This is a genomic window from Rhodococcoides kyotonense, assembly GCF_900188125.1.
Classification (GTDB): domain Bacteria; phylum Actinomycetota; class Actinomycetes; order Mycobacteriales; family Mycobacteriaceae; genus Rhodococcoides; species Rhodococcoides kyotonense.
The window spans coordinates 457,457-474,616 of sequence record NZ_FZOW01000002.1 but is presented as its reverse complement, the minus strand read 5'-3'; the positions used below and the strand labels follow the sequence as shown (position 1 = coordinate 474,616).

The following is a 17,160-nucleotide window of genomic DNA, read 5'->3' as shown; positions in this document are numbered from 1 at the left end:
ATACTTCTGGCGTCGGTCGACCGGCCGTCGCCGAAAGCTCGGTCCCCCCTCAACACGGTTCAAGGAGCATTGCCAGATGGACTTCTTCGCATTCCTCACCACACTCTTCTCCACCGGCAGCTCGTCGGGCAGCAGCGCGCTCGACACCCCGGCACCGCCGGTCATCCTCAACTGACGCTGGACGCAAAAACACTGCAGGCCTGGTCTTCGGGAGAAGACCAGGCCTGCAGTGTTTTCGGTGTCGGTGGGTCAGGCCCCCGAAGCCCGGCGGATGTCGTCGTGCACCGGTGCGGGCTGCTGGAACGGCTCGTCGTAATGGTCCAGATGCTCGAACTCGGGATCCTCGTCGTCGATCTCCAGAACGACGGCTCCCGGCCTGCGTAGGCGCTGCGGGACGAGCCTGAGCTCCTCGTCGGTGCGGGATTCGACGCCGAGGCGCGAGCGGCCCATCCGGTTCATGCGTCGACGACGGATCTCCTGCTCGATCTGCACCTGACGGCGAAGGTAATAGAGGTAGCCGACGAGCGAGACGACCGACAGACCGCACAGCCACCACAGCATCGTCGAGATGATGACGGCCAGTGCACCGGTAGTGATGGCAGCGAAAACCAGTCCGAGGACGGCACGTTGGCGGAACGAGTATCTGGCGGCACGGGCGATGGCATCTGCTTCGGGATCGAAGCCACCGCGTCCACGACGATTCGGAACGTAGTCACGCTCGTCCTTCTCGTCCAGATCGGTGTCCTCGGCTTCTGCGTGAGTGTCCATCGGGTCCTCCGCGTCGATTCTCGGTGCTGTGCGCCCGAAGACGACACTGGCGGGTGCCGATACTCGCTCGTCGTGTTCGGGTCGCCAATCTGGGTCGCTCGCATGCCCTGCAGCTGGGCCGCGAGCGGGCTTCTTGCTGCCGCCACGATGCAGAACCCGCGTGGCGAGTGCCGCGTCGGACGTCTGCATGATGCGCGGCCGCTTGCTCATCATCATCGGGAGCAGGACGAACAGCCAGATGGCGACCAGACCGATCCAGATGATCGAGTTGGGCATTCCGGCGTTCCTTCCCTCTTCGTCGGCTGCGGCAAAGACTGACCTGATCAAGGCTATGCGGATACCCCAGCGGAACCGGGTAGACGCGCCGACATCGAACTACACACACGTCACTTTAGTCACATGCGTCTCGAGTCTGCAGGAGCGCATGGGCCTCATGTCCCAGTTGTGCCCCGACGAACCGGATTTCCTGATGAGACGACGGCTACTGGTGCATCAGGCCCAGGCGGCTCGGCCCGTCCGAACGAGGCGATCGGCGACGGTCGCCTGCACCTCGTCGACAGTCATCGCGACGAGAAGGTGATCACGCCAGCGGCCGTCGACGTCGAGGTAGTTGCGCAGCAGCCCCTCCTCGCGGAAGCCGACGTTGCGCAGAACCGCTTGGCTGGCGAGGTTTTCGGGACGCACGGTTGCTTCGACACGATGCAGACCGACGGCACCGAAACAATGGTCGAGCCCGAGCGCCAACGCTGCCGTGGCCACACCCCGTCCGTTGACGTCCTTCGCCACCCAGTAGCCGATCCACGCCGATCGAAGCGCCCCGCGCACGATGTTGCCGACGGTGATCTGACCACAGAATTCCCCGTCGACCTCGATGGCCATCGGAAGCATGTGGCCTTTGCGCGCCTCGGACTTCAGCCCCGAACACAGCGCGGGCCACGACGAAATGTGGTGGCGGGCATCCCAGGAACCCTCGCCCGTCGGCTCCCACGGTTCGAGATGCTCGCGGTCGCCGAGTCTCAACCGACTCCAGGCGGCGGCGTCGCGCAATCGGACGGGCCGGACGGTGACAGTGCCCGCAGCAACGGTCAGGGGTCCAAGTTTCGCCGGCCAACCAGGGTGGCTCGACCACGTGCGCGGCATCTGTCGATATTACCCAGGTGACCGAATGTCACCTTCGCTCACTCCGATCCGCCCGCCAAGTGACCGAATGCCACCCTCGCTCACTCTGAGTGACCGAATGCCGCCCTCGCTCACTCTGAGTGACCAAATGTCACATTCGGTCCGAAAAAAGAGTCCGCACCTACCCCCGCTGAGCCAAGAAGGACACGTCAACTTCCTCACCCGTGCGGACTTCGGTCACATCCGGATCGATGACGACGAGGCAGTTGGCTTCGGCGAGTGTCGCGAGCAGGTGCGACGACGCCCCGGGCGCCCCGCCGAGCGCCTGGACGAGATATTCGCCGGTGCCCTCGTCGCGCATCAGTTGTCCGCGAAGGTATCCCTTGCGATCCTCGATCGACGTGATCGGTGCGACGGTGCGTGCGGTGACGGTACGACGCATGGGCTGCCGGCGTCCGAGTGCGATACGAATCAGCGGACGCACCATCACCTCGAACACGACGAGCGCACTGACGGGGTTCGCGGGCAGCAGGAAGGTCGGCACTTCGTCACGTCCGAGCTGTCCGAATCCCTGTACGGATCCGGGATGCATCGCGACGCGTTCGACTTCCAGATCTCCGAGGTCCGAAAGAGCCTCGCGGACACCGTCGGACGCGCCTCCGCCGACAGCGCCTGCGATGACGACGATCTCGGATCGAATCAGCTGACCTTCGACCACCTCACGCAGTCGCTTGGGATCGGTACTGACGATGCCGACACGATTGACGTCCGCACCCGCGTCACGAGCAGCAGCTGCCAACGAGTAGGAGTTGACGTCGTACACCTGGCCGGGGCCTGGAGTCCGGTCGATGTCGACGAGTTCACCTCCGACGGAGATGACCGACAACCGCGGACGGGGATGGACGAGCACCTTGTCGCGCCCGACGGCAGCGAGCAGACCGACCTGTGCCGCACCGATGATGGTTCCCGACCGGACCGCGACGTCACCGGGTTGCACGTCGTCGCCGATCTTGCGGACGTAATCACCCGACCGCACCGGACGGAAGACCTTGACGCGTGCATGCCCGCCGTCCGTGCGGTCGAGGGGCAGCACGGCGTCGGCGAGCGTCGGCAGCGGCGCACCGGTGTCGACGCGAACGGCTTGACGAGGCTGCAGCCGGATCGGTTGCCGCGAACCGGCCGTCACCTCGCCGACGACGGGCAGCGTCAGATCGATGCGCTCGTCGTCCTCGTTGCGGAGGTCGGTTCCGGCAGCCGAGACGTCGACGCTACGAACCGCATAGCCGTCGATGGCCGCCTGATCGAAGCCGGGCAGCGGCCGCTCGGTGACCACTTCTTCTGCACAGAGAAGACCTTGCGCTTCCGAGATCGCGACCCGAACAGGCCGTGGAGCAACCGCCGCAGCAGTCACCCGGGTCTGCTGATCCTCAACCGAGCGCAATGTGGCCCTTCCTCTATCCGGTCAAACGTCGGGCCTACTCGTAGGTTGTGAGTTGAGGCGCCCAATCGTCGCTCAGACGCTCGGTCAGCCACTCACGCAACGCAGGACCGTAATCGTCACGTTCGAGAGCAAAGTCAACCGCAGCTCGAAGGTATCCCCCGGGATTTCCGAGGTCGTGTCGGGGTCCACGATGTACGACGACGTGAACCGGGTGGCCTTCGGCGATCAGCAGCGCGATCGCGTCGGTGAGCTGAAGCTCGCCTCCGGCGCCGGGCTCGATGCGTCGCAACGCGTCGAAGATGGCCCGGTCGAGCAGGTAGCGCCCCGCGGCGGCGAACAGCGACGGGGCGTCCTCGCGCTTGGGCTTCTCGACCATGCCGGTGACCTTGAGCACGTTGGGGTTGGCGGCGTCGGGAACGGTCTCGACCGAGAAGACCCCGTACGACGAGACGTTCTCCTCGGGAACCTCGAACGCGCACAGCACAGTTCCGCCACGCTTGGCGCGCACGCGAGACATGACGTCGAGGACGCCGCGAGGCAGGACCAGGTCGTCGGGCAGCAGAACGGCGACGGCACTTTCGTCGTCGTCGAGAACTTCCTCCGCGCAGGCGACTGCGTGGCCGAGCCCCAGCGGCTCTGCCTGGACGACGGATTGGACGTCGAGCAGCGCGGGTGCGACGCGCACCTTCTCGAGCATCTTGAGCTTGCCGCTGGCTTCGAGCTTGGTCTCGAGCACGAGATCTTCGACGAAGTGGGCGACGACGCCGTCCTTACCGGGCGAAGTGACGATCACAAGACGCTGCGCACCGGAGTCTGCGGCCTCGCCTGCGACGAGCTCGATTCCGGGGGTGTCGACGACCGGCAGCAGTTCTTTCGGGACCGTTTTGGTCGCTGGCAGAAAGCGGGTTCCCATTCCGGCTGCAGGAACGATTGCCGTCCGAAAATGGCGTGCTGCTTCTGTCGCGGCTTCTGTCATGCTGCCCACCCTATCCGTGGTTTCTGCGGATCTGCTCCGCGTGTACCGACTGTCCCCTGCTTGCCTACACTCGAATCCATGCCTCTGGAGACCCCGTGACGCCGGTTTCGAAACAGGAATGGCGTCGCCGAATCGTGGCATCTCGCCGCTCCGTCGATGCCGACGTGCGAGTCGCAGAATCATTGAAACTTTGTCACGCCGCCGCCGATTCGGCGCGCGGAACCGCTGCGGTGGCGGCGTACGTGCCGGTCGGCAGCGAGCCCGGTTCACTCGATCTGCTCGACGCGTTGCGCCGGGAATCGAGCGTCGTCATGGTGCCTGTAGCGGGCGAACCAGGCCCGCTTCACTGGGCAGAGTACACAGGCCGGGACAGCTTGAAGGCCGCTCGTTACGGTTTGCTCGAACCGACCGGGGAGATACTGGACCCAGCGTCGGTGAGCAGGTGCGATGTCGTGTTCATTCCCGCTCTTGCAGTCGATCTTCGGGGCGTTCGCCTGGGCCGGGGCGCTGGGTTCTACGACCGCACTTTGGATCTCGTCGGAACGGGTGTTCCGGTCGTCGCGGTGGTCCGTGATGGGGAACTGGTCGACGAACTACCGGAAGAACAGCACGACCGCCGCTGCTCGCATGCACTGACCCCGTCGCGTGGACTGGTGTCGCTGTCCGGGGAATAGACGTCCGAATCGCTGTGTTGGCAGTCAAGACTGTAGAGTGCTAATGCTCTCTCTTGTCAGAGAAAGTTTTCAGCAGTTTTTCGGCACACCATGGTCTCGACCGAGCAGGGCGAATTCTCTTGGTGACCAGTGGACCAGCGCGGAGGAACATCGATGCCCACATATTCATACGCTTGCACCGAGTGCGACAACCGATTCGACATCGTTCAGTCGTTCAGCGACGACTCGCTGACGGTATGCCCGCAGTGCACCGGCAAGCTGCGCAAGCTCTTCAACTCCGTCGGCATCGTGTTCAAAGGCAGCGGATTCTACCGGACCGACAGTCGCGGCGGATCGAGCACGGCCAGCGAAAGCGCCGGCGAATCCAAGAGCGACAAGGCGCCTGCGAAGACCGAGTCGAGCACGTCCTCTTCGGCTTCCACCAGCAGTTCTTCGAGCTCGAGCACGTCATCCTCGACGCCGTCCGCCGCTGCTGCCAGCTCCTAGTTTTCAGCGTTCTCCACAGGCCCCGGCGTTATCCACAGCCGGGGCCTGTGGCGACTGATGGGTAGGCCTTCGCCCGCTAGCGTGTCGCCATGCCTCAGCGACCGCCGCGCCTCGACGCCACCCTGCTCGACCGAATCATGCTTCGACCTGGATGGACCCGCACCGCCCTGGTTCGACGCATCACCGCGGGCGGGCTCGCGCTGGTCGCCGTCGTCCTGTTCGTGAAAGACGCGTCGCCGACGGACCGGGTGGGGGTCGTCGTCGCAGCCCGTGATCTGACGCCGGGCACGCCGCTGACGGACGCAGATGTCGTCGTCGCGGATTTCGAGCCGGCTTCCGTCCCGTCGGGGGCACTCACCGACATCGCCGACGCGACGGCACACACTGTCGCAGGCCCGATTCGAGCCGGTGAGCCTCTCACCGACGTTCGATTGCTCGGTTCTCGCCTGGCGGCAGCTGCGCTCGATTCGACGGACGCCAGAATCGTGCCGATCCGGCTCACCGATGTGGGCGTGACGGACCTTCTGCGCGAAGGCGACACCGTCGACGTTCTGACCGTCGGAGGCCCAGACGATCAGGCAGCACGAATACTGGCGTCGCGATCGATCGTCGTGCTCGTCTCGCCGAAGGACGCGCGAGACCGCGGCAGCGACCGCGTGGTGTTGGTGGCCATGCCACCGGACGACGCGACGACCGTAGCCGCCGCGTCGCTCGTCAGTTCACTGACAGTGACGTTCCATTGAGAGTGTCAGCCGATGCTGAAGGGCTGGCCCCACAGTGTGACGGTGGACGTCACGGTGTCGGTTTCGATGGTGACGTCGACGTACGAACGCGCTTCGGCGAACCCTGCGCAACCCGAGACGCTCAGCGTCTCGTCGGCGTACGTGAATCCGCCGCCGTTGCCGTCGAAGTCGAAGTCGTTGTCTACCTGGGTGGCGACGTCGACCCCGTCGATCGTGGCCGTGGTCTCGTCGCCGACGAGCTTGACGTCGTTCAGCTGACCGGGAGCGAGATCGAGGTAGAGGCCCGCACCGATGTTGTACGTATTGGGCTGCGTGCGGTCGATCCGCGGAATCGGCAGGTACGGATCGAGTTCCGCGGTGTTGCCCTGTCCGAACGACGCGCCGACGCCACCGCCGATGCCTGCACCGAAATCGACCTGGCAGCCGACGAGGAAGCCGGGCTCGATGGTGCCGCCCGTGGCATTCGACGTCTCGACGGTGTAGTTACCGGTGACCCAAACGTTGCGCTGAGTCGGCGTGCCACCCATCGACGGCGAGATCAAGCCGCTCTGGCCGAAGCCCTTCACCGTGACCGTGGTGCCGTCGATGAGTGTCTTGGTGATCTCGTTGTCCGGCAACGGCACGAACGTGTCTGCACTGGCTGCGCCTGCGGACCAGAAACCGATGGCGACGGCACCGACCGCGCCGATGGCCGCCATCCGTACGGCCGCGGTCATGTTGTTCTTCAACGTCTTGGTGTCCCCTCGTGAGGTGTGTGCGAAGTCTGCGGAGCGCGGTCGTCAGCCGATGCTGAACGGCTGGCCGTACAGAGTGCCCTTGTAGCGGTAGTTACCGGTCAATTCGAGGGTGGTGTACGCACGTGCCTGCGCGTATCCGCCGCAGTTCTCCACCGAGATGCCGACATCCTGGTACTGGATAGCCGTCGTTGCGCCCTTGACGTCCTTCGACGCGATCTCGACTGCGGCGACCTCGCGGTCCTGCAGCGGGATGTTGAAGTCGGCGCCGCCTTCGATCGTGTTCTCGGTCCATCCGGCACCGCCGATGAGGAACGGGATGGGGAACAGCGTGATGATGTTGGTGTTGCCGCCTTCGATGCCCGCGCCTGCTTCGAGGCCGAGCTCGAGATCGGTCATGTCGAGCTGGCAGCCGACGAGGTAGCCGGTCTTCAGCGTGCCCGTCGAACCTTCGGGAACTTCAGCGAGAGCAGTGCCGGTGGCCCAGGCGTTGCGGTTGAGACCGTTGAATGCGATCTGCGGGGCGACCTTGGCGGACTCGTCGAAACGCGCGATCTTGTAGGGGCCCGCGATCTTCTCGCCTCCCGGCAGCGGGACGAACGTCTCGGCGTTGGCCGCACCCGCCGACATCAGTCCGATGGCCATCGACGCTGCCGCACCGAGCACGGCGATGCGGCCGAACCTGCGCAGCGCCGAAAAACGAGACACGTTCATGGTTCCCCTTAGCAGCATGAATCCGACTGCCCCAGCGAAGAAGCGAGGCATATTCTCCGGGAAGGATACGGGACGAATCAGCAATAGTCATTGACAAAGGACGAGTATTTTCGCGGCGTTCGGTGAATACCTGCACTTTCGAACAGGTACGCCTCATCCATGCTTCGACGGCATGTGTGGGCTAGCCTCGTTCGAACGACCGATATCTGGGAGGGTTCATGCTCAAGGGCTTCAAGGATTTCCTACTCCGCGGAAACGTCGTGGACCTCGCCGTCGCAGTGGTCGTCGGCGCTGCGTTCACGGCGATCGTCACCGCGTTCACCACCAACATCGTCAACCCACTCGTCGCTGCGATCGGCGGATCCAACGAGTACGGCTGGGGATTCCAAATCACCTCCAGCCCAGAGACTTTCATCAATGTCGGTGCTGTCGTGACGGCTGCGATCAACTTTGTCATCATCGCCGCCGTCGTGTACTTCATCCTGATTCTTCCGGTGAACACGGCCAAGAAGCGCTTCGTCAGTCAGCCCGAAAAGGAGCTGAGCGACGTCGACGTCCTCGTCCAGATCCGGGACATCCTGGCCGGCGGAACCGACGTCGGACGCAAGCTCTCGACGCCCGCCGACGACACCGGCGGCAGCGGCGAAGCCATCGGGGACACCGACGACACGAGCAGCGGACAGCACGCGAAACCGTAGAGCGTCCATATAAACCGAAAGCCCGCTTCTGCCGATTTATCCGGCGGAAGCGGGCTTTTCGTTGTACTCGAAAGTCGATCAGTTGAATTTCTGCAACGGAAATTCCGAAAGCTCGATCGACGAACCGTCGGCGTCGCAGGAGTTCGCTACCGCAGTTGCATTGTCGACGAGCGCCTGGCCCGACTCACTGTCCGGCTCGGTCAGTTCGAGCGAGTCGGCCGGCAGTGCTGCCACGAGCGTCGTCAGGCTGTCCTTGACGGAATCCGACGCCTTGTCCGCGGACGCCGAGAATTCAGCTAGTGCAGCATCCTTGTCGGCCTCCCACTTGTCGACCCCCTCTGCGCTACCAGGACCGGCCTCCGTCAGGTCGACGAGGTTGTTGTAGGCAGTCGCGAACTCGGCGCAGACTTCCGCGTTGGCACCCGCAGCAGAGTCGCTGCCGGAATCGCTACTGCTACAGCCTGACAAGGCCACAAGCGCGGACAGTGCGACAACCGAGATCAAAGTCGAGCGCATGAAGTATCAGCCATTTCTCGTGCGGTCTACATCTGACGACGCTTACACACGGATCCTAAAGGGAACAGGGACACACAGATCGGGCCCGCCCGGAGAATTCCGGACGGGCCCGATCATTTTGTCAGCGCCTGGGCGCTGAGATGAAGCTCAGATCAACCGATCGAGATCAGTTGAAGGTCCACGGCTGGCCGTAGGTGACAGCGATGTCGCCGGTGGAGCTGGTGACCGACACGTACGGGCGGACGCGGACGTTGCCGAGGATGCCGGTTGCGGTGCCGTGCAGGTTTGCGACCTGGATGGTTCCGCTCGGGCCGGTTGCGTCAGCCGAAGAGGTGGTGATGTCAGCCGAGTCGTTGATGACTGCGTAAGCACCTTCGGACTGCACGACGCCGGGGCCGGGCTCGAGGGTGATGTTGCCGGTAGCAACGGGGAGGAGCTCGATGTCAGCTCCAACGCTTCCGCTCGCGCCGTCTGCAGCGTCGAGACCGACCGAAGCGCCGACCGACGGGGTGGCCCAGTCGATGGACAGCGATCCGCCGAGGCTGGCCGGGTAGCCGACCTGGTAGCCGATGGCTACGGTGCCCTCGAAGTCGTCAGCGTCAGGTCCGGTAACTTCCCAGCCTGCAACGCCGTTGGCGAACCACTCACGGGTGAGCGGGTTGCCGTCCAGCGGAGGAACGCTGTTGAGGAACGTGTCGGACAGCGTCACGGTGATGAGGTTGCCATTGGCATCCACAACCGAGTTGGTGCTGTCGACAGCGGCGGACGCGGTACCCGTACCGAGCACCAGGCCGACAACCGAAGCGCCGGCAACAACAGCAGCGCCCATGGACTTCAGTCCACGGCTACGCCGCGGCTTCTGGATCTCCGTCATTTACTTCCTCATCATGTTCAGTCCCAGCGCGTTCGCACGGGAAGCTTGTGGCTTTCACCCTCAGGGGCCAGTCGGCAGCTATGCCGAAGGTTCCCGAGCAGAACTAGATCCTGGGATCGCGTTCGTAGTAGTCCGACATAGGGGCTCGGAGCGTGTTGTCCACGCCCTTGCTGCCGAAGCTGAGGGGAACATTAGAGGAGTTGCCGGATCGTGACAATCCCTACGATCGGGTGTCGTACATGGCCGAATCGTTATGTGTTTCCTGCGTGTGAACGGTTTTCACACCATACTTGCGGGTAACCTGCATCACAGACCACCCGGTCGTTTCCGTTCCGTTACAAACCTCACCGCCAGGGATAACGGCTTTGAAGTGGGCAGACGTTCCGTTTACACCCAGCAACGTCGCGGCGCCAGTATGTTTGAAAGTTCTTTTAATCAGGCTGATCCGAATGCAGGCGGCATGAAGGCAATGCTTCGGGTCGCTAACACCAGGTAAACGATCGCCCAACATCGATGTGATTTACATTCCCAAATGTGTTGTGGATCACATCAGATGTGATGTGGGGGACGCTCTCGGTCGAACCAGTCGTCCGACGTCGACTCGTCACGGCCGGCTCGTTCGTCACCCGTCGTCTCGGGTAGAACGTCACCGAATATGCGAGCGAGCCGGGCCCGATCGATTCGGGCCCGGCTCTTCTCGTCTTCGTTCTCGTCTGCCATCAGGCGACCTGGTCAGGCATCGAGCCCGGACAGGTCTGCGATCACCTGAGCGGCCAGCGGCGACAATGTCGCCATGCCGTCGCGAATAGCCGCGCGCGACGACGCAAGGTTCACCACGAGGGTGCTACCGGAGACACCAACGAGGCCACGTGACAGTCCTGCGTCCATCGACCCGGCGGCGAGGCCCGAGGATCTGAGAGCCTCGCTGATACCGGGGATCTCGCGGTCCAGGATCTCAGCCGTCACATCCGGAGTCACGTCGCGCGGGGACACACCCGTTCCCCCGATCGACACCACGAGATCCACTCCACCGATCACAGCGGTGTTGAGCGCATTTCGAACGTCCACCTCGTCCGACGTGACTGCAACGACCCCGTCCACCAGGAATCCTGCTTCGGTGAGTAGTTCCGTCACCAACGGGCCGGTCGAATCCTGTCCATTGCTGTGCGCGGTGCGGTCGTCCACGATCACGACCAACGCTCGGCCGGCCAGCGGTGCCTCTAGTTCCATACTGCTCACCGTAGTAGTAGCCCCGTGCGCGGTCTCACGCTGTGCGTAAATCGTTGCAACAGTGGCGAGCGCGTCGGTATCCGTATCCGACAACATCAGCGCCCACCGGGGAAGCCGGGGATCTGGAACGGCGACTGCGATTCGGTCGGTGCCTGTACTGCCGCCGTCTGTGGCTCAGCGGTTCCCAGCGTCACATCGACGGTCTTGTCGCTACCCCCGTCGGTGTAGGTGATCTTGACGGAGTCGCCGGGTGCGTGCGAGCGCACGGCCGCGATGAGTGCGTCACCGCTCGAGATCACGCGGTCGTCGACCTTGGTGATCACCGCACCCTTGGGGATTCCCGCGGATGCAGCCGGGCCGCCTTCGGTGACCTCGACGACCGTCGCGCCGTTCGCATCGTCCTGCGAGGGCACCTGCACGCCGATCATGGCCTGGGTCGCCTTGCCCGTGGTACTCAACTCGTCGGCGATGCGCTTTGCCTGATCGACCGGGATCGCGAAGCCGAGGCCAATGGAACCGCTTTGCGTTCCCGACGACTCACTGCCGCCGAGAGTCGCGATCGCGGTGTTGATGCCGATGAGCTGACCGTCGGTGTTGACGAGCGCGCCACCGGAGTTGCCCGGGTTGATCGCCGCGTCGGTCTGGATGGCGTCGATCACGGAATTCTGGTTGCCCGACTCACCACTGGTGGACACCGGACGGTTCAGCGAGGACACGATGCCCGTCGTCACGGTACCGGCGAGCCCGAGGGGCGAGCCGATCGCGACAACCTGTTGTCCCACTTGAAGATTCGACGAGGTACCGAGCTCGATCGGCGTCAGGCCGGTCTTGCCCTCGACCTTGATGACGGCCATGTCGGACACTGCGTCGGCGCCGACGAGCGTGGCGTCGGCGGTCGATCCGTCCGAGAAGGCAACGGTCAGTTTGCCGTTCGCGCCCGCACCGGTAGCGACGTGATTGTTGGTGAGGATGAGGCCGTCGGAAGACAGGATGACTCCCGAACCTTCGCCTTCGGCCTGGCTGCCCTTTACCTGGATCTGCACGACGCTGGGCAGGACCTTGTTGGCGACGGCCTGGATCGACCCGTCAGGGATGTTCGCAGCCGGCTGCGCGGCAGTGACCGTCGAATTCAGCGAATTGGTCGCGGAACCAGTGCCATTGGCGTTGTTGGTCGCCAACGCGCCTACCGCACCGCCGATTCCGCCACCGACGAGAACGAGAGCGATTGCTCCGGCGACCAGAGTGGTTCGGCCGGGCCGACTCTTGACGGCAGCGGGCGCCTGCTGGACGGGCTGATGACTTTGAGGAGCCGCATGCTGCTGGTTGTACCCGTAGTTCTGCTGATACGGATTGTGGCCGTAAGCGGATTGACCGAATTGTCCGGCCTGCTGGCCGTATCCGCCCTGCGGAGCATGCTGCTGCGCCCCGAACTGCTGAGTTGGATGCTGATCGGACTGCTGCGGAGCGGGGTTCTGCTGCGTCGGATGCTGCTGAGTGGACGCAGAGTCGTTCTGCTCAGGGTCTTTACGATCGTCGGTCATCTGCTTGTCGCTTCTTTCAGTAGAAACCCCGTCTCGATGTACGAGGTCGCCCGCCTTGTTACCGACTACCTTGCCGTGCGGGACTGAGAGCGCGCTGAGACTGAGCTATCAGTTTGCCGAGACTGTCCCGTCCGTGATGACTGCACCTTCACCAGGTAGGACGATTCGGATCAAAGCCCCGCCTCGGTCCGATACCTCGACGCCAATGGTGCCGCCGTGCTTGACGACGACCTGCCGGACGATCGCGAGGCCCAGTCCGGAACCAGGCATCGAACGAGACGCCGTCGACCGGTAGAAGCGCTCGAAGACCAGCTCACGGTCCTCTTCGGGAATGCCAGGGCCTGCGTCGTCGACAGTCAGCTCCATCAAACCGTCGCCGATCTGACGCATCACGACTCGGACCTCGCCGCCGCTGGGACTCCACTTCGCAGCATTGTCCAGAACGTTCAGTACGGCGCGTGACAGCCCCGCCTGATCGCCGTACACGAACCACGGTTCGAGCACCGCCTTGAAGTCGATCTCGTTGCGACGACGTCGGGCGCGCTCGAGACTGCGTTCGATGGCATCGGCGAGATCGACCCGCTCGTATACGGTTTCGGGTGCATCCTCGCGGGCGAGGTCGACCAGATCGCCGACGAGCGTGGACAGTTCCTGGATCTGCGCGACGACGTCGGAACGCAGCTCGGCCATGTCCTCGTCCGGAATCGACGGCGCGCCGGGGCGTCCCGACGCGATCAACAACTCCATGTTGGTGCGCAGCGACGTCAGCGGCGTGCGGAGCTCATGGCCGGCGTCGGCCACGAGACGGCTTTGCCTGCCGCGCGATTCGGCCAGAGCTCGAAGCATCGTGTTGAAACTCTCGGTCAGCCGGGCCAATTCGTCGTCGCCGGTGACCGGGATCGGTGTCAAGTCGTCCGTGCGCGCAACTCGCTCGGCGGCAGCGGTCAATCGGGCGATCGGGCGCAGACCTGTCCGGCCGACTGCCATGCCGGCACCCGCGGCAAGCACGACACCACACCCACCGACGACGAGCAGCACCCAAGCAAGTCGATCGAGCACTTTCCCTGTGGGCGAAAGCCTTTGAGCGATGACGATCGCACTACCGTCCACCGTGCGTTGGCTCAGCACACGCTGTCCGTCGACCGTGCGAAGAGAGCTGTCGGCCTCGCCCTTGGCGACAGCGATTTCCTCGTCGCCTATCGGCACCTTCGAACCCGGCGGCACGTACTTGGTCAGGTCCGGAAAGATCAGCGCGACCGACACGTCGGTGCTGTAGAGCGTTGCGCCCGCGACGTAACGCGGGTCGAACGTGACGACGTTGCTGTTGATCAACGCGTCCGCGCGACTGCGCAATTGATTGTCGACGTCGCCGTACAACGCACGGGAGACCACCGCGTACGCGGCGATCGCCATCACGGCGACCGCGATGGCGACCACCGATGCAGCGAGAAGCGTGACGCGCCAACGCAGCGAGACCGACCTGGTCAACGGCATGGGCGGACGCATCGCTGGATCGGTGGTGAGGGGGCCGGCAGGCCGACGTCCGAATGGAGCAACCATCACGGAGGCGTCTCGCGGAGAACGTAACCGACACCGCGGACGGTGTGGATCAGACGAGATTCACCCTCTGCTTCCGTCTTCCGGCGCAGATATCCCACGTAGACCTCGAGTGCATTGCCCGACGTCGGGAAGTCGTAGCCCCACACCTCCTCGAGAATGCGGCTACGCGTCAACACACGACGTGGGTTCATCATGAGCATCTCCATCAGCGAGAACTCGGTGCGAGTCAGGCTGATGGACCGGTCTGCGCGCGTCACTTCACGGGTGACGGGGTCGAGCGAGAGATCGGCGAATTCCATCGCTTCCGATTCTTCGCCTGCCTCCATCGCCGTGCGGCGAAGAAGTGCACGAAGTCGCGCGAGCAACTCTTCCAACGCGAACGGCTTGGGGAGGTAGTCGTCGGCTCCGGCATCGAGCCCTGCCACACGCTCGGACACCGAGTCGCGGGCCGTGAGGACCAGGATCGGCAGATCGTCACCGGTGCTGCGCAGTCGACGACACACTTCGAGGCCGTCGAGACGCGGCATCATCACGTCGAGAACGAGGGCATCCGGCCGGGCCGCAGCGATCTTCTCGAGTGCATCGAGACCGTCGACTGCCAACTCGACGGTGTACCCGTTGAAGGTGAGGGACCGCCGAAGCGAGTCACGGACGGCTCGATCGTCGTCGACCACCAGAATGCGCATCGTTACAGTTTGGCCCGACGGACTGAGATATGTCTGAGAGGGGTCTCCTACTCGGCTGGCAAACGCCGAGCCAACGGAAGATTCCACCGTCTCCACAACGCAAGAATGCGCAGGCCGGTGGCAAGTACTGTGCCGACGACCAGGCCTAAGTTCTCGGGCAAGCCCACCGCTGCGACTGTCGCAACCGTCGCCGAGCCGAGCAATGCGGGCACGGCGTACAAATCACGACGCAACAACAGCGGCACCTCGTTGACCAGGATGTCGCGAATGACACCACCGGCTACTGCCGTCGTCGCACCGATCAAGCAGGCGGCCAGGGAACTGCCGCCGCTGTCGAGGGTGATGCTCGCGCCCGTCGCCGCGAACAAGCCCATCCCGAACGCGTCGAACAGCAGTACGCCCTTCCACACCCGGCTCAGCGCGGGATGCGCGACGAACACCAGCAGCGACGCCGCCAATCCCACCGTGATGTTCGGCCACCGGTCGAGCGACGTCGGCGGATGGATGCCGAGCAGAACGTCCCGGATGATGCCGCCGCCGATGCCCGTCGTGATTCCGACGACGCAGACGCCGAACAAGTCCAGACGCTTCTTAACGCCGATCAGCGCGCCCGACGCAGCGAACACCGCGATACCGACATAACCGAGCACATCAACGAGCACCGGGTAATGGTCGCACTTGACTCGTTCGTTACCGAATTAGGCAGTGTCGGTTTCGGATGGATCAACCGATCCGCCGACGCACGAAGTCGATACGGACCTGGAACCAGGTTCCCAGCGTATTTCAGGCTTCTTCCAAGGTATCGAGACAACCATTGTCTCGTAAGCAAACATCCACGAAAGGACACGAAATGCGCGCATCGTTCAAGAAAGCCTTCGCAGTGGTTGCCGCGACGGGAGCAATCTCGCTCGGAGGCTCCGCTGTTGCCCATGCAACCGACCGAGCACAGGTCCCCGATGTCGCCGGAATGACTATCCCCCAGGCAACAGAGGCATTCTACGAAGCCGGATTCGACAACGTCACTGCGAATGTTCCCGACTCACAGGATCCGGTCATCGGAACGAATTTCCAGGCTGGTACTTACGTCAACGAAAATGCCTCGATCCTGTTGATCGTGCCGAGCCGATGAGGTGATGGCCCGAGGACAGTCCAATCCCCTCGAAAGTCGCTCTCGTGATGAACTATTCGACGAGCGCGCGCTGTAACTCGCACCCATCCTCACAACGAACGTCTCCGTGATCGACCGGATCTGACAAGGTCCGGTCGATTCTCGTTTCACGACGACAGTTCAGGTCCTTTCGATCGCGCACTTGACGCATCCGTGACCGCCCGAAGCAGATCGGTACGGGTTTGGTACCGGCTTTCCAGTCATGTTCCCCGGACGTCGAGGCAAGGATTGTCTCGTAGGTAAACGCCGATGGAAGGAGGCGACATGCACGCGTCGATAAAGAAGGCCGTCGTATCGGTAGCTGCCGCTGGAGCAATCTCGGTGGGAGGTCCAGCCGTCGCGTTCGCTGCCCAATTGGAGGTCCCGAACGTCACAGGAATGACAGCGAACGAAGCAAGAGAGACCCTCTACCAAGCAGGATTCGACAACGTAATCGGAGACAACGCCGATTCGACGCATCGCGTCACGGGTACGAACCCCCGGGCCGGCACATACGCCGACGAAGAAACAACGATCATCCTGATCGTCCCGAGCGACTGAATCACCGGGCCCGAAGACCTGATTGCCCGATAGTTTGCTCGACATGTCACGTCCGGCCCTGCAGGCCCAACTTGTGGGCAATCACGACCTCGCCGTAACCGAATGGAACCGGACCACCGTCGGTGGCGTCTAACCTTTCGACGCTTGACCGACGGAGGGGGTTCGATGCAGCGGCGCTGGCTGGCGTTGGGTGTGGTGGTTCTCGTCGCCGGGTGCGGTGGCGTCGATGGCGCAGCGGTCCCCCAAGCCGCGCCGGACCCCTGGGATCCCTGCAGCATCCCGACGGAGGCCATCGCGGCGACCGGGTTGGGTACGGAGGTCGTAGAAGCGGGCTGGGGTGAGGGCATATCGATGCCCGATTGGGAACGTTGCTTATGGCAAGGACCGGCAACAGACCCCTGGTACTACTTCGGCGTTCTGCGATCCGCCTCGATCTCCATCGAAGAGCTACGTGCCGATCCACAGGTTGCAGACGCAGCGGACATCAATATCGAAGACCGTAGGGCCGTACGTTTTCACACCACGATCGCCAAGCCCTCTGAAAGGTGCGAACTCGCCCTGTCTACAACGGGCGGGCTACTTCGGCTTTACGTGAGTGTCGCGGGCGGCTCGGTTCCGCGACAGAACCCGTGCGATGTCGTTGTCCGTCACGCCGAGGATCTGCTGCCGAATTTCCCATCGAAACCATGAAT

21 protein-coding genes are annotated in these 17,160 nt (G+C 63.5%); 7 read left to right on the top strand and 14 right to left on the bottom strand.

What is annotated here, in order from left to right; translation table 11 throughout:
- Nucleotides 1–249 precede the first annotated feature (249 nt).
- From sepX to CHB96_RS05075, 4 genes are all read right to left on the bottom strand, one after another.
- Nucleotides 250–1,044, bottom strand: a complete 795-nt coding sequence (gene sepX, locus CHB96_RS05090) for a divisome protein SepX/GlpR (protein WP_089243659.1) — start codon at nt 1,042–1,044, stop codon at nt 250–252.
- A gap of 216 nt (nt 1,045–1,260) precedes the next feature.
- Complete coding sequence (locus CHB96_RS05085) at nt 1,261–1,908, bottom strand: GNAT family N-acetyltransferase (RefSeq protein ID WP_089243657.1); 648 nt, start codon at nt 1,906–1,908, stop codon at nt 1,261–1,263.
- A 160-nt stretch (nt 1,909–2,068) separates the two neighbouring features.
- On the bottom strand, nt 2,069–3,328 hold the full coding sequence (gene glp / locus CHB96_RS05080) for a molybdotransferase-like divisome protein Glp (protein WP_089243655.1): 1,260 nt from the start codon (nt 3,326–3,328) through the stop codon (nt 2,069–2,071).
- Nucleotides 3,329–3,362: 34 nt separating this feature from the next.
- Nucleotides 3,363–4,304, bottom strand: coding sequence for a UTP--glucose-1-phosphate uridylyltransferase (locus CHB96_RS05075; RefSeq protein WP_089243654.1), 942 nt, complete (start codon nt 4,302–4,304; stop codon nt 3,363–3,365).
- 95 nt (nt 4,305–4,399) lie between these two features.
- Here CHB96_RS05075 and CHB96_RS05070 point away from each other — a divergent pair, with 95 nt between their 5' ends.
- From CHB96_RS05070 to CHB96_RS05060, 3 genes are all read left to right on the top strand, one after another.
- Nucleotides 4,400–4,978: a 5-formyltetrahydrofolate cyclo-ligase gene (locus CHB96_RS05070; RefSeq protein ID WP_089243652.1), complete on the top strand. Its 579-nt coding sequence runs from the start codon at nt 4,400–4,402 to the stop codon at nt 4,976–4,978.
- A 153-nt stretch (nt 4,979–5,131) separates the two neighbouring features.
- Entirely contained in the window at nt 5,132–5,464 is a 333-nt protein-coding gene (locus CHB96_RS05065; RefSeq protein WP_089243923.1) for an FmdB family zinc ribbon protein, read from the top strand.
- Between the two features lie 89 nt (nt 5,465–5,553).
- Nucleotides 5,554–6,207 carry an SAF domain-containing protein gene (locus tag CHB96_RS05060; protein ID WP_089243650.1) on the top strand — a complete coding sequence of 218 codons (654 nt, stop codon included), beginning with the start codon at nt 5,554–5,556 and terminating at the stop codon, nt 6,205–6,207.
- Nucleotides 6,208–6,212: 5 nt separating this feature from the next.
- Here CHB96_RS05060 and CHB96_RS05055 read toward each other — a convergent pair whose 3' ends face one another.
- On the bottom strand, nt 6,213–6,923 hold the full coding sequence (locus CHB96_RS05055; RefSeq protein ID WP_176444139.1) for an MspA family porin: 711 nt from the start codon (nt 6,921–6,923) through the stop codon (nt 6,213–6,215).
- A gap of 63 nt (nt 6,924–6,986) precedes the next feature.
- A complete protein-coding gene (locus tag CHB96_RS05050; RefSeq protein WP_089243646.1) occupies nt 6,987–7,655 on the bottom strand; it encodes an MspA family porin in 669 nt (222 codons plus the stop codon).
- A 218-nt stretch (nt 7,656–7,873) separates the two neighbouring features.
- On the opposite strand from CHB96_RS05050, the gene mscL reads away from it, so the two are divergent.
- A complete protein-coding gene (gene mscL, locus CHB96_RS05045) occupies nt 7,874–8,353 on the top strand; it encodes a large conductance mechanosensitive channel protein MscL (RefSeq protein WP_089243644.1) in 480 nt (159 codons plus the stop codon).
- 78 nt (nt 8,354–8,431) lie between these two features.
- On the opposite strand, the gene CHB96_RS05040 is transcribed toward mscL, so the two are convergent.
- The 8 genes from CHB96_RS05040 to CHB96_RS05010 form a co-directional block, all read right to left on the bottom strand.
- Entirely contained in the window at nt 8,432–8,869 is a 438-nt protein-coding gene (locus CHB96_RS05040) for a hypothetical protein (protein WP_089243642.1), read from the bottom strand.
- A gap of 166 nt (nt 8,870–9,035) precedes the next feature.
- Entirely contained in the window at nt 9,036–9,743 is a 708-nt protein-coding gene (locus CHB96_RS05035) for an MspA family porin (RefSeq protein ID WP_089243640.1), read from the bottom strand.
- A 549-nt stretch (nt 9,744–10,292) separates the two neighbouring features.
- The gene (locus CHB96_RS29570; RefSeq protein WP_176444138.1) at nt 10,293–10,463 is read right to left on the bottom strand and encodes a hypothetical protein; all 171 of its coding nucleotides are present in this window, start codon (nt 10,461–10,463) and stop codon (nt 10,293–10,295) included.
- 12 nt (nt 10,464–10,475) lie between these two features.
- Nucleotides 10,476–10,973, bottom strand: coding sequence for a MogA/MoaB family molybdenum cofactor biosynthesis protein (locus CHB96_RS05030; protein ID WP_217899922.1), 498 nt, complete (start codon nt 10,971–10,973; stop codon nt 10,476–10,478).
- 95 nt (nt 10,974–11,068) lie between these two features.
- Complete coding sequence (locus CHB96_RS05025; protein WP_089243638.1) at nt 11,069–12,514, bottom strand: S1C family serine protease; 1,446 nt, start codon at nt 12,512–12,514, stop codon at nt 11,069–11,071.
- A gap of 108 nt (nt 12,515–12,622) precedes the next feature.
- A complete protein-coding gene (locus CHB96_RS05020) occupies nt 12,623–14,074 on the bottom strand; it encodes a HAMP domain-containing sensor histidine kinase (protein ID WP_089243636.1) in 1,452 nt (483 codons plus the stop codon).
- Nucleotides 14,074–14,760 carry a response regulator transcription factor gene (locus tag CHB96_RS05015; protein ID WP_089243634.1) on the bottom strand — a complete coding sequence of 229 codons (687 nt, stop codon included), beginning with the start codon at nt 14,758–14,760 and terminating at the stop codon, nt 14,074–14,076. The genes CHB96_RS05020 and CHB96_RS05015 overlap by 1 nt, the downstream gene beginning before the upstream one ends.
- Nucleotides 14,761–14,807: 47 nt before the next feature.
- Nucleotides 14,808–15,422, bottom strand: a complete 615-nt coding sequence (locus CHB96_RS05010) for a trimeric intracellular cation channel family protein (RefSeq protein WP_089243632.1) — start codon at nt 15,420–15,422, stop codon at nt 14,808–14,810.
- 188 nt (nt 15,423–15,610) lie between these two features.
- Here CHB96_RS05010 and CHB96_RS05005 point away from each other — a divergent pair, with 188 nt between their 5' ends.
- The 3 genes from CHB96_RS05005 (at nt 15,611) to CHB96_RS04995 (ending at nt 17,158) form a co-directional block, all read left to right on the top strand.
- Entirely contained in the window at nt 15,611–15,889 is a 279-nt protein-coding gene (locus tag CHB96_RS05005) for a PASTA domain-containing protein (protein WP_176444137.1), read from the top strand.
- 303 nt (nt 15,890–16,192) lie between these two features.
- The gene (locus CHB96_RS05000; protein WP_176444136.1) at nt 16,193–16,468 is read left to right on the top strand and encodes a PASTA domain-containing protein; all 276 of its coding nucleotides are present in this window, start codon (nt 16,193–16,195) and stop codon (nt 16,466–16,468) included.
- Nucleotides 16,469–16,612: 144 nt separating this feature from the next.
- Nucleotides 16,613–17,158, top strand: a complete 546-nt coding sequence (locus tag CHB96_RS04995; RefSeq protein ID WP_176444135.1) for a DUF3558 family protein — start codon at nt 16,613–16,615, stop codon at nt 17,156–17,158.
- Nucleotides 17,159–17,160: the final 2 nt, after the last annotated feature.

What these genes read in the sequence shown, in the direction of transcription:
- CHB96_RS29570 (WP_176444138.1), bottom strand. Translation starts at nt 10,463, where the DNA reads ATGGCAGACGAGAACGAAGACGAGAAGAGCCGGGCCCGAATCGATCGG.
- CHB96_RS05030 (WP_217899922.1), bottom strand. Translation starts at nt 10,973, where the DNA reads ATGGAACTAGAGGCACCGCTGGCCGGCCGAGCGTTGGTCGTGATCGTG.
- CHB96_RS05060 (WP_089243650.1), top strand. Translation starts at nt 5,554, where the DNA reads ATGCCTCAGCGACCGCCGCGCCTCGACGCCACCCTGCTCGACCGAATC.
- CHB96_RS05065 (WP_089243923.1), top strand. Translation starts at nt 5,132, where the DNA reads ATGCCCACATATTCATACGCTTGCACCGAGTGCGACAACCGATTCGAC.
- CHB96_RS05050 (WP_089243646.1), bottom strand. Translation starts at nt 7,655, where the DNA reads ATGAACGTGTCTCGTTTTTCGGCGCTGCGCAGGTTCGGCCGCATCGCC.
- CHB96_RS05085 (WP_089243657.1), bottom strand. Translation starts at nt 1,908, where the DNA reads ATGCCGCGCACGTGGTCGAGCCACCCTGGTTGGCCGGCGAAACTTGGA.
- CHB96_RS05020 (WP_089243636.1), bottom strand. Translation starts at nt 14,074, where the DNA reads ATGGTTGCTCCATTCGGACGTCGGCCTGCCGGCCCCCTCACCACCGAT.
- CHB96_RS05005 (WP_176444137.1), top strand. Translation starts at nt 15,611, where the DNA reads ATGCGCGCATCGTTCAAGAAAGCCTTCGCAGTGGTTGCCGCGACGGGA.
- CHB96_RS05040 (WP_089243642.1), bottom strand. Translation starts at nt 8,869, where the DNA reads ATGCGCTCGACTTTGATCTCGGTTGTCGCACTGTCCGCGCTTGTGGCC.
- CHB96_RS05015 (WP_089243634.1), bottom strand. Translation starts at nt 14,760, where the DNA reads ATGCGCATTCTGGTGGTCGACGACGATCGAGCCGTCCGTGACTCGCTT.
- CHB96_RS05035 (WP_089243640.1), bottom strand. Translation starts at nt 9,743, where the DNA reads ATGACGGAGATCCAGAAGCCGCGGCGTAGCCGTGGACTGAAGTCCATG.
- CHB96_RS05025 (WP_089243638.1), bottom strand. Translation starts at nt 12,514, where the DNA reads ATGACCGACGATCGTAAAGACCCTGAGCAGAACGACTCTGCGTCCACT.
- sepX (WP_089243659.1), bottom strand. Translation starts at nt 1,044, where the DNA reads ATGCCCAACTCGATCATCTGGATCGGTCTGGTCGCCATCTGGCTGTTC.
- CHB96_RS05075 (WP_089243654.1), bottom strand. Translation starts at nt 4,304, where the DNA reads ATGACAGAAGCCGCGACAGAAGCAGCACGCCATTTTCGGACGGCAATC.
- CHB96_RS05055 (WP_176444139.1), bottom strand. Translation starts at nt 6,923, where the DNA reads ATGACCGCGGCCGTACGGATGGCGGCCATCGGCGCGGTCGGTGCCGTC.
- CHB96_RS05000 (WP_176444136.1), top strand. Translation starts at nt 16,193, where the DNA reads ATGCACGCGTCGATAAAGAAGGCCGTCGTATCGGTAGCTGCCGCTGGA.
- mscL (WP_089243644.1), top strand. Translation starts at nt 7,874, where the DNA reads ATGCTCAAGGGCTTCAAGGATTTCCTACTCCGCGGAAACGTCGTGGAC.